The sequence below is a fragment of the Dickeya sp. Secpp 1600 genome (assembly GCF_003049805.1).
In the GTDB taxonomy this organism is placed as follows: domain Bacteria; phylum Pseudomonadota; class Gammaproteobacteria; order Enterobacterales; family Enterobacteriaceae; genus Dickeya; species Dickeya fangzhongdai.
Genome location: NZ_CP023484.1, coordinates 953,253 through 971,107 on the forward strand (window position 1 = coordinate 953,253; position 17,855 = coordinate 971,107).

Below are 17,855 nucleotides of genomic sequence, written 5' to 3' on the forward strand. Positions count from 1 at the left end.
GCGGCCGCCTGTTTTTCAAACCTGTCGATATCGGTGATGCTTATGGCTCAGCAACGAACTCTGTATAACGCGACCCGCATGGTGCTTGAGCGCCGTTTAATGTTTGATGCCGCGGCTGTCGCCACGGCGGATCAGGTCGCTAATGACCAGCCAGACGGCGCCAGCCATGCCAGCCATGACGGCAGTGGTGATTCGGCCGTGCAGGAGCATACCAATACCGATTTAATTCAGGCAATTAGCCAGATTGAGACGCCGCCCGCCCGCGTTGAGGTTTTCTTTATTGACGGCACATTGCCAAATAAAGACGCGCTGGTCTCGCAATTACCGGCCGATGCTTCGGTTTATATTCTGGATAGTAATCAGGATGGGCTTAATCAAATCGCTGATATTCTTTCTAATTATAAAAACGTCGATGCGATTCATATTATTTCCCACGGTGATAGTGGACAAATTGAATTAGGTAATGCCTTAATCTCGGCGGAAAATATCGATAGCTACCAAACTATATTGGAGCAAATAAATCTATCTCTAAACAGTTCTGCCGATGTTTTAATTTATGGCTGTAATGTTGGGGACGCCGCCGGACAACAGTTATTGAGCGCGCTGTCGTCGTCGCTGGACTCGGACGTGGCGGCGTCATCCGATATTACCGGTATTGACGGCAACTGGGTGCTGGAAAGCCATGTCGGCAGTATCGAAACCGAATCCATCAATCCGGCAGGCTGGCATGCCAACCTATTGCTGGGAATAAACACCGCGCCTACCGCCGTGGCCGATGTGGCGCTGGTGAGCCAAAATGGCTCGACCATCATTAATGTGACCGCGAACGATATCGATCTGGAAGGCGATGCCATCAAGGTAACCGGGGCCAGCGCACTATTTGGCAAGGTTACGATCAATGCTGACAACACGCTGACTTATAAACCCAATACTGGCTACTTTGGCGTTGATACCATTACTTATACCATTGCTGACAGTAAAGGGCTGTCGGCGTTGCTGCCGGGTACGGTAGCCGTAACGGTCAATAGCTTGCCGACATTGTCGTTGCCGGTGCTCGTCAACCTGTTCAATGAAGATACGCCGATAGTCTTCGCCGATGTTCTGGGCACCAAAATCAGTATCGGCGACCTTGACGGCAGCATCGCCAAAATATCGTTGTCGGTACCGATGGGGTCGCTGACGCTATCCCAGACTGCCAATCTGTCGTTTAGCCAGGGCGACGGCATCAACGACAGCAACATCACCATGCAGGGTAGCATTGTTGATATCAATGCCGCGCTGAATGGCCTGATCTATACCCCGGATGCGGACTATAACGGCCCGGTGACCATCACAATCGGGTTAACCGACACCTTGTTGGCGATACCGATTACCACTTCGTTGCCAATCGGCATTGCGCCGGTGGCGGATATTGTCAGCGATTCCGTCATCACCAACGTCAGCTCGCCGGTCAGCTTCAACGTGATGGCGAACGATACCTTTGAAAACATCAACGCCAGAGTGACGTCTTACAGCACGCCATCACACGGTACGGTAGTGATTGATAGCACCGGCAATGCGGTCTACACCCCCAATAGCGGTTATCTGGGTAATGACTCGTTTACTTATACCGTTACCAGTAATGGCACCACGGAAACCACCACTGTCACCATCCATATTAATACGCCGCCGGTCGCCAATCCGGATACCGCCACCACGCCGGAGGATACGTCGGTTACCGTCAACGTGCTGGCGAACGATACCGACGCGGACGGCAATACCCTGACCGTGACGTCGGCCAGCGCCGGGCACGGCACGGTGGTGATCAACGCCAATGGCACGCTGACCTACACCCCGGCGGCCAACTACAATGGCACCGACACCATTACCTATAAGATCAGTGACGGACTGGGAGCCAGCGCGACGGGTACGGTGACGGTGACCATCACGCCGGTCAATGACGCGCCGGTAGCGGTCAATGATATGGCGACCACGCTGGAAGACACCCCGGTCACCGTCAACGTGCTGGCGAACGACAGCGATGTGGACGGCGACACGCTGACGGTGACGACAGCGACGGCCGGCCACGGCACGGTGGTGATCAATGCCAACGGTACCCTGACCTATACTCCGGCCGCCAACTATAACGGCAGTGACACCATCAGCTATACCGTCAGCGACGGCCACGGCGGCACCGCCACCGCGACCGTGACGGTCAGTATCACGCCGGTCAATGACGCGCCGGTAGCGGTGAACGACACGGCGACCACGCTGGAAGACACCCCGGTGACCGTCAACGTGCTGGCGAACGACAGCGATGTGGACGGCGACACGCTGACGGTGACGACAGCGACGGCGGGGCACGGTACGGTGGTGATCAACGCCAATGGCACGCTGACCTACACCCCGGCGGCCAACTATAACGGCAGTGACACCATCAGCTATACCGTCAGCGACGGCCACGGCGGCACCGCCACCGCCACCGTGGCGGTGACCATCACGCCGGTCAATGATGCGCCGGTGGCGGTCAATGATACGGCGACCACGCTGGAAGACACCCCGGTCACCGTCAACGTGCTGGCGAACGACAGCGATGTGGACGGTGATTCGCTGACGGTGACGGCGGCGACGGCCGGGCACGGTACGGTGGTGATCAACGCCAACGGCACGCTGACCTACACCCCGGCCGCCAACTACAACGGCAGCGACACCATCAGCTATACCGTCAGCGACGGCCACGGCGGCACCGCCACGGCCACGGTGGCGGTGACCATCACGCCGGTCAATGATGCGCCGGTGGCGGTCAATGACACAGCGACCACCGCTGAAGATACGCCGGTGACGGTGAATGTGCTGGCGAATGATGCTGATGTGGACGGCGACACGCTGACGGTGACGGCGGCCAGCGCCGGCCACGGTACGGTGGTGATCAACGCCAACGGCACGCTGACCTACACCCCGGCCGCCAACTACAACGGCAGCGACACCATCAGCTACACCGTCAGCGACGGCCACGGCGGCACCGCCACCGCGACCGTGGCGGTGACCATCACCCCGGTCAATGACGCGCCGGTGGCGGCGAACGACACGGCGACTACCGCCGAAGACACCCCGGTCACCGTCAATGTGCTGGCGAACGACAGCGATGTGGACGGTGATACGCTGACGGTGACCGCCGCCAGCGCCGGCCACGGTACGGTGGTGATCAACGCCAACGGCACGCTGACCTACACGCCGGCCGCCAACTATAACGGCAGTGACACCATCAGCTACACCGTCAGCGACGGCCACGGCGGCACCGCCACCGCGACCGTGGCGGTGACCATCACCCCGGTCAATGACGCGCCGGTGGCGGCGAACGACACGGCCACCACCGCCGAAGATACGCCGGTGACGGTGAATGTGCTGGCGAACGACAGCGATGTGGACGGCGACACGCTGACGGTGACGACGGCGACGGCGGGCCACGGTACGGTGGTGATCAATGCCAACGGCACGCTGACCTACACCCCGGCCGCCAACTACAACGGCAGCGACACCATCAGCTACACCGTCAGCGACGGCCACGGCGGCACCGCCACCGCCACGGTGGCGGTGACCATCACGCCGGTCAACGATGCACCGGTGGCGGCGAACGACACGGCCACCACCGCCGAAGACACCCCGGTGACGGTGAATGTGCTGGCGAATGACAGCGATGTGGACGGCGACACGCTGACGGTGACGGCGGCCAGCGCCGGCCACGGTACGGTGGTGATCAACGCCAACGGCACGCTGACCTACACCCCGGCCGCCAACTACAACGGCAGCGACACCATCAGCTACACCGTCAGCGACGGGCAGGGCGGCACCGCCACCGCCACCGTGACGGTGACCATCACCCCGGTCAATGATGCGCCGGTGGCGGCGAACGACACGGCCACCACTGCCGAAGATACGCCGGTGACGGTGAATGTGCTGGCGAATGATGCCGATGTGGACGGCGACACGCTGACGGTCACGGCGGCCAGCGCCGGCCACGGTACGGTGGTGATCAACGCCAACGGCACGCTGACCTATACCCCGGCGGCCAACTACAACGGCAGCGACACCATCAGCTATACCGTCAGCGACGGGCAGGGCGGCACCGCCACGGCCACCGTGGCGGTGACCATCACGCCGGTCAATGATGCGCCGGTGGCGGTCAATGATACGGCGACCACGCTGGAAGACACCCCGGTCACCGTCAACGTGCTGGCGAACGACAGCGATGTGGACGGCGACACGCTGACGGTGACGGCGGCCAGCGCCGGCCACGGTACGGTGGTGATCAATGCCAACGGCACGCTGACCTACACCCCGGCCGCCAACTATAACGGCAGCGACACCATCAGCTATACCGTCAGCGACGGCCACGGCGGCACCGCCACGGCCACGGTGGCGGTGACCATTACCCCGGTCAATGACGCGCCGGTGGCGGTCAATGATACGGCCACCACGCTGGAAGACACGCCGGTGACGGTGAATGTGCTGGCGAATGATGCTGATGTGGACGGCGACACGCTGACGGTCACGACGGCGACGGCCGGGCACGGCACGGTGGTGATCAACGCCAACGGCACGCTGACCTACACCCCGGCCGCCAACTACAACGGCAGTGACACCATCAGCTATACCGTCAGCGACGGGCAGGGCGGCACCGCCACCGCGACCGTGGCAGTGACCATCACCCCGGTCAATGACGCGCCGGTGGCGGCGAACGACACGGCGACCACTGCCGAAGATACGCCGGTGACGGTGAATGTGCTGGCGAATGATGCCGATGTGGACGGCGACACGCTGACGGTGACCGCCGCCAGCGCCGGGCACGGTACGGTGGTGATCAATGCCAACGGCACGCTGACCTACACCCCGGCCGCCAACTACAACGGCAGTGACACCATCAGCTATACCGTCAGCGACGGCCACGGCGGCACCGCCACCGCCACCGTGACGGTGACCATCACCCCGGTCAATGATGCGCCGGTGGCGGCGAACGACACGGCGACTACCGCCGAAGACACCCCGGTCACCGTCACCGTGCTGGCGAACGACAGCGATGTGGACGGCGACACGCTGACGGTCACGACAGCGACGGCCGGCCACGGTACGGTGGTGATCAATGCCAACGGCACGCTGACCTACACCCCGGCGGCCAACTACAACGGCAGCGACACCATCAGTTACACAGTCAGCGACGGCCACGGCGGCACCGCCACCGCCACCGTGGCGGTGACCATCACCCCGGTCAATGACGCGCCGGTGGCGGCGAACGACACGGCGACTACCGCCGAAGACACCCCGGTCACCGTTAACGTGCTGGCGAATGATGCCGATGTGGACGGCGACACGCTGACGGTGACGACAGCGACGGCCGGCCACGGTACGGTGGTGATCAACGCCAACGGCACGCTGACCTATACCCCGGCGGCCAACTACAACGGCAGCGACACCATCAGCTATACCGTCAGCGACGGGCAGGGCGGCACCGCCACGGCCACCGTGGCGGTGACCATCACGCCGGTCAATGATGCGCCGGTGGCGGTCAATGACACAGCGACCACCGCTGAAGATACCCCGGTCACCGTCAATGTGCTGGCGAATGATACCGACGTGGACGGTAATACGCTTGCGATCACCTCAGCATCGGCTGGGCATGGCTCCGTCACAATTAATGCCGATGGCACCCTGACCTATACGCCCAACGCCAACTTTAACGGTGCTGATACTGTGACCTATACCGTCAGTGACGGGGCAGGCGGCGTGGCGACTGGCACGCTGACCATTACCGTCACCGCAGTGAATGATGCGCCGGTGACTGGGGCCGATACGGCTGCCACCAGTCAAAATACATCGGTGACGGTGAATGTGCTGGCGAACGACAGCGATGTGGACGGCGACACGCTGACGGTGACCGCCGCCAGCGCCGGGCACGGCACGGTGGTGATCAATGCTGATGGTACGCTGACCTATACGCCAAATACGAATTACAGCGGTACTGATACGGTGACCTATACCGTCAGCGATGGCGCCGGCGGCACTGCCCTGGGGACGTTAACGGTGACTATCGCGCCGGTGAATAGTGCTCCTTCGGCAAATCCAGATAGCGCAAGTACATTGGAAGATACGCCGGTGACGGTGGATGTACTGGCGAATGATACCAATGCAAACGGCCCTCCTTTGACAATTCAAGGGGCTGTGGCGGGTCATGGGGTTGTCGTCATCAACGCGGACGGTACGCTGACCTATACGCCCAACGCCAACTTTAACGGCACCGACACCGTGACTTATACCGTCAGCAATAGCCAGGGCGGATTGGCTACGGGTACCCTGACCATTACCGTCACCGCAGTGAACGATGCGCCGGTGGCCGGGGTGGATACGGCGACCACCGCGGAAGACACGCCGGTGACCGTCGATGTACTGGCGAACGACAGCGATGTCGATGGTAATCCGCTGACGGTCACCGCGGCGACCGCCGGCAACGGCACGGTGGTGATCAACGCCGACGGCACGCTGACCTACACCCCCAATACCAACTTTAACGGCACCGACACCGTGACCTACACCGTCAGCGACGGGGCCGGTGGCGTGGTCACCGGCACGCTGACCATTACCGTGACCGCAGTGAACGATGCGCCGGTGGCCGGTGCGGATACGGCGACCACCGCGGAAGACACGCCGGTGACCGTCGATGTGCTGGCGAACGATGCTGATGTGGACGGCAATCCGCTGACGGTGACCGCCGCGACGGCGGGTAATGGATCTGTCGTCATCAACGCCGACGGCACCCTGACCTATACGCCCAACGCCAACTTTAACGGCACCGACACCGTGACCTACACCGTCAGCGACGGCGCCGGTGGCGTGGTCACCGGGACGCTGACCATTACCGTCACCGCAGTGAATGACGCGCCGGTGACCGGTAACGACAGCGCCACCACCGCGGAAGACACGCCGGTGACCGTCGATGTGCTGGCGAACGACAGCGATGTCGATGGCAACCCACTGACCGTCACCGCCGCGACCGCCGGTAACGGTACGGTGGTGATCAACGCCGACGGCACCCTGACCTATACCCCCAACGCCAACTTTAACGGCACCGACACCGTGACCTATACCGTCAGCGACGGCGCCGGTGGCGTGGTCACCGGCACCCTGACCATTACGGTGACGGCGGTGAATGACGCGCCGGTGGCCGGTTCGGATACGGCAACCACTGCCGAGGACACGCCGGTGACCGTCGATGTGCTGGCGAACGACAGCGATGTCGATGGCAACCCGCTGACCGTCACCGCCGCCACCGCCGGTAACGGCACGGTGGTGATCAATGCCGACGGCACGCTGACCTATACGCCCAACGCCAACTTTAACGGCACCGACACCGTGACCTACACCGTCAGCGACGGCGCCGGTGGCGTGGTCACCGGGACGCTGACCATTACGGTGACGGCAGTGAATGACGCGCCGGTCACCGGTAACGACAGCGCCACCACCGCGGAAGATACGCCGGTGACGGTGGATGTACTGGCGAACGATGCTGATGTGGACGGTAATCCGCTGACCGTCACCGCCGCGACCGCCGGTAACGGCACGGTGGTGATCAACGCCGACGGCACGCTGACCTACACCCCGAATGCCAACTTTAACGGCACCGACACCGTGACCTATACCGTCAGCGACGGCGCCGGTGGCGTGGTCACCGGCACCCTGACCATTACGGTGACGGCGGTGAATGACGCGCCGGTGGCCGGTTCGGATACGGCAACCACTGCCGAGGACACGCCGGTGACCGTCGATGTGCTGGCGAACGACAGCGATGTCGATGGCAACCCGCTGACCGTCACCGCCGCCACCGCCGGTAACGGCACGGTGGTGATCAATGCCGACGGCACGCTGACCTATACGCCCAACGCCAACTTTAACGGCACCGACACCGTGACCTATACCGTCAGCGACGGCGCCGGTGGCGTGGTCACCGGGACGCTGACCATTACCGTCACCGCAGTGAACGATGCGCCGGTGACCGGTAACGACAGCGCCACCACGGCGGAAGACACCCCGGTGACGGTGGATGTGCTGGCGAACGATGCTGATGTGGACGGCAACCCGCTGACGGTGACCGCCGCGACCGCCGGCAACGGCACGGTGGTGATCAACGCCGACGGCACGCTGACCTATACGCCCAATGCCAACTTTAACGGCACCGATACGGTGACCTACACCGTCAGCGACGGCGCGGGCGGGGTGGTGACCGGGACGCTGACCATTACCGTGACCGCAGTGAACGATGCGCCGGTCACCGGTAACGACAGTGCCACCACGGCAGAAGACACCCCGGTGACCGTCGATGTGCTGGCAAACGATGCTGATGTGGACGGCAATCCGCTGACGGTCACCGCGGCGACGGCGGGTAACGGTACGGTGGTGATCAACGCCGACGGCACGCTGACCTATACGCCGGCCGCCAACTTTAACGGCACGGATACGGTGACCTATACCGTCAGCGACGGCGTGGGCGGCGTGGTCACCGGCACGCTGACCATTACCGTGACCGCGGTGAACGATGCGCCGGTGGCGGGCGCGGATACGGCGACCACTGCCGAGGGCACGCCGGTGACGGTGGATGTGCTGGCGAACGACAGCGATGTGGACGGTAATCCGCTGACGGTGACCGCGGCGACGGCGGGTAACGGTACGGTGGTGATCAACGCCGACGGCACCCTGACCTACACCCCGGCCGCCAACTTTAACGGCACCGACACCGTGACCTACACCGTCAGCGACGGCGCCGGTGGCGTGGTCACCGGCACGCTGACCATCACCGTGACGGCGGTGAACGATGCGCCGGTGGCGGGCGCGGATACGGCGACCACCGCCGAGGACACCCCGGTGACGGTGAATGTGCTGGCGAACGACAGCGATGTCGATGGTAATCCGCTGACGGTGACCGCGGCGACGGCGGGCAATGGATCTGTCGTCATCAATGCCGATGGCACCCTGACCTATACGCCCAACGCCAACTTTAACGGCACCGACACCGTGACCTATACCGTCAGCGACGGGGCCGGTGGCGTGGTCACCGGCACGCTGACCATCACCGTGACGGCGGTGAACGATGCGCCGGTCACCGGTAACGACAGCGCCACCACGGCGGAAGACACCCCGGTGACCGTCGATGTGCTGGCAAACGATGCTGATGTGGACGGCAATCCGCTGACCGTCACCGCCGCCACCGCCGGTAACGGCACGGTGGTGATCAACGCCGACGGCACCCTGACCTACACCCCGGCAGCCAACTTTAACGGCACCGACACCGTGACCTATACCGTCAGCGACGGCGCGGGCGGGGTGACGACCGGCACCCTGACCATCACCGTGACGGCGGTGAACGATGCGCCGGTCACCGGTAACGACAGTGCCACCACCGCGGAAGACACCCCGGTGACGGTGGATGTGCTGGCGAATGACAGCGATGTCGATGGTAATCCGCTGACGGTGACTGCCGCGACCGCCGGTAACGGTACGGTGGTGATCAACGCCGACGGCACCCTGACCTACACCCCCAATGCCAACTTTAACGGCACCGATACGGTGACCTATACCGTCAGCGACGGCGCCGGTGGCGTGGCGACCGGCACGCTGACCATCACCGTGACCGCAGTGAACGATGCGCCGGTGGCCGGTGCGGATACGGCGACCACCGCCGAGGACACCCCGGTCACCGTCGATGTGCTGGCAAACGATACTGATGTGGATGGCAACCCGCTGACGGTGACCGCGGCGACCGCCGGTAACGGTACGGTGGTGATCAACGCCGACGGCACGCTGACCTACACCCCCAATACCAACTTTAACGGCACCGACACCGTGACCTATACCGTCAGCGACGGCGCCGGCGGCGTGGCGACCGGCACGCTGACCATCACGGTGACGGCGGTGAACGATGCGCCGGTGGCCGGGGCGGATACGGCGACCACCGCCGAGGACACGCCGGTGACGGTGGATGTGCTGGCGAACGACAGCGATGTCGATGGCAACCCGCTGACGGTCACCGCGGCGACGGCGGGCAATGGATCTGTCGTCATCAATGCCGACGGTACCCTGACCTATACGCCTGACACCAACTTTAACGGCACCGATACCGTGACCTACACCGTCAGCGACGGCGCGGGCGGGGTGGTCACCGGCACCCTGACCATTACCGTGACCGCGGTGAATGATGCGCCGGTCACCGGTAACGACAGCGCCACCACCGCGGAAGATACGCCGGTGACCGTCGATGTGCTGGCGAATGACAGCGATGTCGATGGCAATCCGCTGACGGTGACCGCGGCGACGGCGGGTAACGGTACGGTGGTGATCAACGCCGACGGCACCCTGACCTACACCCCCAATGCCAACTTTAACGGCACCGATACCGTGACCTACACCGTCAGCGACGGCGCGGGCGGGGTGACGACCGGCACCCTGACCATCACCGTGACGGCAGTGAACGATGCGCCGGTCACCGGTAACGACAGCGCCACCACCGCGGAAGACACCCCGGTGACGGTGGATGTGCTGGCGAACGACAGCGATGTGGACGGCAATCCGCTGACCGTCACCGCGGCGACGGCGGGCAACGGCACGGTGGTGATCAACGCCGACGGCACCCTGACCTACACCCCGGCCGCCAACTTTAACGGCACCGATACCGTGACCTACACCGTCAGCGACGGCGCGGGCGGGGTGACGACCGGCACGCTGACCATCACCGTGACGGCAGTGAACGACGCGCCGGTCACCGGTAACGACAGTGCCACCACCACGGAAGACACCCCGGTGACGGTGGATGTGCTGGCGAATGACAGCGATGTTGATGGCAATCCGCTGACGGTGACCGCCGCGACCGCCGGTAACGGCACGGTGGTGATCAATGCCGACGGCACCCTGACCTATACCCCCAATGCCAACTTTAACGGCACCGACACGGTGACCTATACCGTCAGCGACGGCGCCGGCGGGGTGGTGACGGGCACGCTGACCATCACGGTGACCGCAGTGAACGATGCGCCGGTGACCGGTAACGACAGCGCCACCACGGCGGAAGACACCCCGGTGACCGTCGATGTGCTGGCGAACGACAGCGATGTGGATGGTAATCCGCTGACCGTCACCGCGGCGACCGCCGGCAACGGTACGGTGGTGATTAACGCCGACGGCACCCTGACCTATACGCCGGCTGCCAACTTTAACGGCACGGATACGGTGACCTATACCGTCAGCGACGGCGCCGGCGGGGTGGTCACCGGCACGCTGACCATCACCGTGACCGCGGTGAATGATGCGCCGGTCACCGGTAACGACAGCGCCACCACCGCGGAAGATACGCCGGTGACCGTCGATGTGCTGGCAAACGACAGCGATGTCGATGGCAATCCGCTGACCGTCACCGCGGCGACGGCCGGCAATGGATCTGTCGTCATCAATGCCGACGGCACCCTGACCTATACGCCTGACACCAACTTCAACGGCACCGATACCGTGACCTATACCGTCAGCGATGGGCAGGGTGGGATCGCTACCGGGACATTGATTGTGACGGTTACGGGCACCAATACCGCGCCGGTGGCTGGGGCCGATACGGCGACCACTGCCGAGGACACGCCGGTGACGGTGGATGTACTGGCGAACGACAGCGATGTGGACGGTAATCCGCTGACGGTGACCGCCGCGACGGCGGGTAACGGTACGGTGGTGATCAACGCCGACGGCACCCTGACCTATACGCCGGCTGCCAACTTTAACGGCACCGACACCGTAACCTACACCGTCAGCGACGGCGCCGGTGGTGTGGTGACCGGGACGCTGACCATTACGGTGACCGCGGTGAATGATGCGCCGGTCACCGGTAACGACAGCGCCACCACGGCGGAAGACACCCCGGTGACCGTCGATGTGCTGGCAAACGACAGCGATGTCGATGGCAATCCGCTGACCGTCACCGCGGCGACGGCGGGCAATGGATCTGTCGTCATCAACGCCGACGGCACCCTGACCTATACGCCTGACGCCAACTTCAACGGCACCGATACCGTGACCTACACCGTCAGCGACGGGCAGGGTGGGATCGCTACCGGGACATTGATTGTGACGGTTACGGGCACCAATACCGCGCCGGTGGCTGGGGCTGATACGGCGACCACCGCCGAAGACACGCCGGTGACCGTCGATGTGCTGGCGAACGACAGCGATGTCGATGGCAATCCGCTGACGGTCACCGCCGCGACGGCGGGCAATGGATCTGTCGTCATCAATGCCGACGGCACCCTGACCTATACCCCCAATGCCAACTTTAACGGCACCGACACGGTGACCTATACCGTCAGCGACGGCGCCGGCGGGGTGGTGACGGGCACGCTGACCATCACGGTGACCGCAGTGAACGATGCGCCGGTGACCGGTAACGACAGCGCCACCACGGCGGAAGACACCCCGGTGACCGTCGATGTGCTGGCGAATGACAGCGATGTCGATGGTAATCCGCTGACCGTCACCGCGGCGACCGCCGGCAACGGTACGGTGGTGATCAACGCCGACGGTACGCTGACCTATACGCCCAATGCCAATTTTAACGGCACCGATACCGTGACCTATACCGTCAGCGACGGCGCCGGTGGCGTGGTGACCGGCATGCTGACCATCACGGTGACCGCAGTGAACGACGCGCCGGTCACCGGTAACGACAGTGCCACCACCACGGAAGACACCCCGGTGACGGTGGATGTGCTGGCGAATGACAGCGATGTTGATGGCAATCCGCTGACGGTGACCGCGGCGACGGCGGGTAACGGCACGGTGGTGATCAACGCCGACGGCACCCTGACCTATACGCCCAATGCCAACTTTAACGGCACCGACACCGTGACCTATACCGTCAGCGACGGCGCCGGTGGCGTGGTCACCGGTACCCTGACCATTACAGTGACGGCAGTGAATGACGCGCCGGTCACCGGTAACGACAGTGCCACCACCGCGGAAGACACCCCGGTGACCGTCGATGTGCTGGCGAACGACAGCGATGTGGACGGCAATCCGCTGACGGTGACCGCCGCGACGGCGGGCAATGGATCTGTCGTCATCAACACTGACGGCACGCTGACCTATACCCCGAACGCCAACTTTAACGGCACCGACACGGTGACCTATACCGTCAGCGACGGCGTGGGTGGGGTGGTCACCGGCACGCTGACCATCACGGTGACGGCGGTGAACGATGCGCCGGAAGTGATCGGCGAGACAACGCTTACCACGTCGGCGAATACCCCGGTCTCGGTAAATGTGCTGGATAACAGCCGTGATGTGGACGGCGACCCGCTGACGGTCACCTCGATATCGGTTACCAACGGCAGGGTGCTGGTTAGCGCCGACGGCATGATGACCTACATACCCAACCCCGGCTTCAGCGGGACGGATGTGGTCAGTTACACCCTCAGCGACCCGCAGGGTAGTACGGTGCGTGGCTCGCTGACGGTGGTGGTCAGCGCGTTGCCGGGAACGGACGGCAATACGGCAGGCGGTGGGACCGGGCAGATGAACTATGTGCCACCGCCGGATAGTGCCGGCTTGCCGCCCACGTTCACGCCAGGACGACTGAGCGCGGAAATGGAAGCCAGAGAGTATGACCCCATATTGCTGGACGCCGTGAATGCGATCAAAGGATTGGGCGGCAGCGCGCCATTGCTCGGGAATCAGCCGGGCGACCAGGCTATCGCTGGCGTGAAGTCGCTTGGCACCAGCAGCGGACTTGATTTGTCGCAAGGGAGTATTAACCAGGTTGTCCGCGATTTTGAGCCGACCACGACATTTGAGTTTTTGAATGATGCACAGAATCAGCCCGTAACCAATCCGGCAACACTCGGTGAAGGCATACCCATGGGGCCTGAAACCGCACAGAACAATAACACGATAATACCGGCGCAGGATGAACCCGCTGTCACGGTAGAGCAGCAATTGCAGACCATTGCGATGCGTGATCAGCAAGCATTGAGGGATCTTATCCGTGCGTTGAGTTAATGGAATGTCACAATGCCTGATTTTATTAAACAGTCTGTTTTGGCGTCTTTTGCTGTCTGGGGAGTGGTGACGATTACCGGGTGTGCGGTGACGTCGCCACCGATTGATACCGATAAACAAACCTGGGGTGCGTATGACCGTATCAATGAGATCGTGTCCCGTGATGAGGCGGTTTCGGGGCCGATTTCGTTGTATGAAGCGATGGCGCGAGCGCTGAAATACAACCTCGACCAGAAAATCGAACTGATGGATGAGGAATACAAAAGCAAACTCAGCGAGCTGGGAAGGCTTGGCATGTTTCCGTCGGTGGTGGCGTCGGTGGGCGGCAGTCAGCGCAACAATGACTCCGGCTCCAGCAGCCGCTCATTGATCGACGGCAGCCAGTCGTTGCAATCTTCGACATCTTCGGAACGGCGTACCTATACCGCTCAGTTAGCGGCCAGTTGGGATATTCTGGATTTCGGCCTGTCCTATATTCAGAACAAACAGAATGTGGACGAGCAATATATATCCCAGGAGCGGCGACGTAAGGTCATCAGCCGTATTCTGGAGGATGTGCGTACGGCTTACTGGCGGGCGGTCAGCGCCGACCGTACCCATGAAAAACTGATCAAGCTGGAAGCGCTGGCGCAGAAAACCTTGTACCAGTCCGAACAACTGGCGAAACGGCGCAACGTGTCGCCGCTAAAGGTGCTGAACTATCAGCATGATCTGCTGGAGATTCAGGCTAATGTGCAGCGCATGCAGCGTGAATTGTTTTTTGCCAAAAAGCAGCTGGCGGCGCTGATTAACCTGAAACCCGAAACACCGTTCAAATTGGTTCTGCCGGACCGGACCGCCGTCGTGCCGGAATTACCCGGTTCGGCGGAGCAGATGATATTGATTGGGTTGAAATACCGCTCTGAATTGCGTGAATCCAGTTATCGAAAACGGATCAATGATAATGAATTGACGAAACAGTGGGTTCGCAATTTGCCTTCATTTAAAACGTTATTGGGCATGAATTACGACACCAATAAATATCTCTATAACAATGAATGGACGAATCTCTCCGGCACGGTCAGCTGGAATCTGATGAATGTGTTCAGTTATCCGATGCAGCATAAGGTGGTGCAGGCCGAAGCAAAAGTGATTCAGGCGCGTGAGGATGCGTTGATAATGGCTATTCTTACGCAAATCTATGTCGCCAGGGCGCGTTTTATCCGTCTTTCTCAGGAGTTAAATACGGTGCGTCAGAGTCATGAGGTTCAGGACAATATATTAGAACTGACCCGTGCCGGTTTTCAGGGAAAAATCATCAGCCAGATGGATCTGGTACAGGTTGAAATGAAAACCATTCTGGACGAGGTGCGTTACGACACCGCCTACGCCGATTTACAGAATGCCTACGCCAATCTGTATGCCTCAATGGGTATCGATAATTTTGATTCTGAAATTACTGAAAAGGATTCCGTCTCCAGTATCGCGAAAAAACTCCAGTTTTATTGGACGGAAGAAATTACCACCTTACCGGAAGTATCAAGGCGGGAAAATCCATGAAAAACTGTCGACTCGTTATTATTTTGGTGATTGCCGCCCTGTCGTTTTCCGCCCACGGCGTCGGGCCGGAAAATAATGGGACGGTAATGAAAGGGAACTCCCGCGCGGTATTATCGGGTAACCGGGCTTTTGCTGAAGAGAATGGCGTTTATCAGGCGCATGGTATTTTGCGGGCGATAAATCGGGCCACGCTCTCTTCGGAACTGGGCGCCCAGGTATTACAAATTCCGTTTCGCGAAGGGATGGCGTTTAACAAGGGCGACCTGCTGGTCGGGTTTAATTGCGCGCGTCCCCGTGCCGAGGCGGACGCGGCCAATGAAGAAGTGAAGGTAAAAAAGAACGCCTGGGACACCAATATCGAGCTGGATAAATTCCAGTCGGTGGGGCGCTATGATTTGCTCACCTCGCAGGCGGAATACAATCAGGCGGTCGCCAAAGCGCGCGGGCTGGCGATTCAAATCAGTTATTGCGAAATTCGCGCGCCTTTTGCCGGCGTGGTGCAGGAGCTGAAAGTCTCGCCGTATGAAGCGGTGTCGGTTAGCCAACCGTTGATTACCATTGTGGACCCGAGCGCGCTGGAGCTGAACGTGATTGTGCCGTCTTCGTGGCTGAACTGGTTGAAGGCCGACATTCCGCTCCAGTTTATGGTGGATGAAACCCAGTCGGCTTATCAGGGCCATGTCACTCAGGTGTTGCCGCAAATCGATGCGGTGAGCAAGACGGTAAAAATTATCGGCCAGCTCGATGCCGACGCATTGAACCACCAGGTGTTTGGGCCCGGTATGAGCGGCTCGGTCATCTTCAAACAGTCGGCCGTCTTAAAGCAGTCTGATGTCTTAAAGCAGTCTGATGTCTTAAAACAATCGAATGTCTTAAAACCACAGGGGGACGGCCATGAATAATACGATCCCCGCACAAAGCAATAACAACGCTGCGCCGCTGGGGCAACTGGCGTTGCCCGCCCTGAAACTGCTGCAGTTTGAAGCCGCGATCAGAAAGCTGGCGGACGAACGGCTCATGAAAGCGCATATCGCCAATGCGGTGCGGCAGCTGTTGCCCTATGAGCAGGCGATTGTCTGGCAGCGCAATCAGTTCTCCGGCAAATTGCGCGTGGTGCAGGTATCGGACGTAAAGGGCGTGGAACGCAAAGCGCCGTTGCTGCTGGCGCTGGAGCGGTTTCTCAATAAAAAAGGTCAGGCGCTGGATGCGTGCCGGGTAATGAATCTGCAGCAGGCGGCGGCAGCCGAACTGAAAAACTATCCGTTGCAACATGGGCTTTGGTTGCCGCTTGGCTATCGGGAGCAGCCGGAGGCCGGCGTGCTCTATCTGCGTAGCGAGCAGGACTTTAATGAAGCCGAGCAGTCGCTGGCGCTGCGTCTTTCCGAAACTTACACCCATGCGTGGCTGGCGTTGCGGCGCGAGCCGCGGCTGTCGCAGGGAACGCGGCTGCTGCGTCACTGCCTGTGGCTGGTTCCGACTATTCTGGCGGCGGGCGGGTTTATTCCGGTGCCGCTCAGCGTGGTGGCACCGGTGGAGGTGATCGCCCGCGATCCCTACCGCCTGACCGCGCCCATTGACGGCGTAGTGCGCCAGATTCTGGTCGCGCCCAACAGTCAGGTGGCGTCCGGAACGTCGCTGGTGCAGTTCGAAGATCTGAAACCCTACAACGAAATGGTGCTGGCCGGGCAGGAACTGGCGGTCGCGGAAGCGCACAGCGGCCAGGTCAACGCCTCGGCGTTTGAGGATGAAAAATTCCGTCAGGAGATGGCGGTCGCCAGTACCGAATACCTGCTGGCGAGGGGGCGCTATCAGTACATGACGGACATTTACCAGCGCACCAAAGCCGTCGCGCCGCAATCCGGCATCGCCATCTATACCAATAAGCGCGACTGGGAAGGCAAAACCGTGCGGGTGGGCGAGGAGATCATGCAGGTGGCGGATCCGCAAAAGATCCAGTATCAGATTGCGCTGCCGGTCAATGACAGCATCCACCTTAAAGTCGGCGACCGGATCCGCATCTTTCTCGACAGTTCGCCGTTGAAATCCTATAACGCCACGCTGACCACGTTCAGTTATACCCCGCAGATCACGCCGGAGGGCGTCAGCAGTTATACGCTGCTGGCCGAAGCGGATAGCGACGACGTCTACCCGCGTATCGGCGCCCGGGGAACCGCGCGCATCTACACGGAAGACGTGCCGCTGTGGTTTCAGCTGTTGCGCCGTCCGATTGCGTCGGCCAGACAGTTTCTGGGGATCTGAAT

The 17,855-nt window shown here is 61.5% G+C and carries 4 protein-coding genes; all 4 read left to right on the plus strand.

The window, feature by feature from the left end; translation table 11 throughout:
• The first annotated feature begins 42 nt into the window (after positions 1-42).
• Genes CPA59_RS04420 through CPA59_RS04435 form a run of 4 tightly spaced genes read left to right on the plus strand, consistent with a single transcriptional unit; the run spans position 43 to position 17,853 of the window.
• Positions 43-14,055 carry an Ig-like domain-containing protein gene (locus CPA59_RS04420; protein ID WP_159077924.1) on the plus strand — a complete coding sequence of 4,671 codons (14,013 nt, stop codon included), beginning with the start codon at positions 43-45 and terminating at the stop codon, positions 14,053-14,055.
• Positions 14,056-14,067: 12 nt separating this feature from the next.
• Positions 14,068-15,594: a TolC family protein gene (locus CPA59_RS04425; protein ID WP_071605158.1), complete on the plus strand. Its 1,527-nt coding sequence runs from the start codon at positions 14,068-14,070 to the stop codon at positions 15,592-15,594.
• On the plus strand, positions 15,591-16,496 hold the full coding sequence (locus tag CPA59_RS04430; RefSeq protein ID WP_107758767.1) for an efflux RND transporter periplasmic adaptor subunit: 906 nt from the start codon (positions 15,591-15,593) through the stop codon (positions 16,494-16,496). The genes CPA59_RS04425 and CPA59_RS04430 overlap by 4 nt, the downstream gene beginning before the upstream one ends.
• On the plus strand, positions 16,489-17,853 hold the full coding sequence (locus CPA59_RS04435; protein ID WP_107758768.1) for an efflux RND transporter periplasmic adaptor subunit: 1,365 nt from the start codon (positions 16,489-16,491) through the stop codon (positions 17,851-17,853). Before CPA59_RS04430 ends, CPA59_RS04435 begins: the two co-directional genes overlap by 8 nt.
• The last annotated feature ends 2 nt before the right edge of the window (positions 17,854-17,855 follow it).

Excerpts from the sequence above, each read along its gene's own strand:
- CPA59_RS04425 (WP_071605158.1), top strand. The coding sequence starts at position 14,068 with ATGCCTGATTTTATTAAACAGTCTGTTTTGGCGTCTTTTGCTGTCTGG.
- CPA59_RS04435 (WP_107758768.1), top strand. The coding sequence starts at position 16,489 with ATGAATAATACGATCCCCGCACAAAGCAATAACAACGCTGCGCCGCTG.
- CPA59_RS04430 (WP_107758767.1), top strand. The coding sequence starts at position 15,591 with ATGAAAAACTGTCGACTCGTTATTATTTTGGTGATTGCCGCCCTGTCG.
- CPA59_RS04420 (WP_159077924.1), top strand. The coding sequence starts at position 43 with ATGGCTCAGCAACGAACTCTGTATAACGCGACCCGCATGGTGCTTGAG.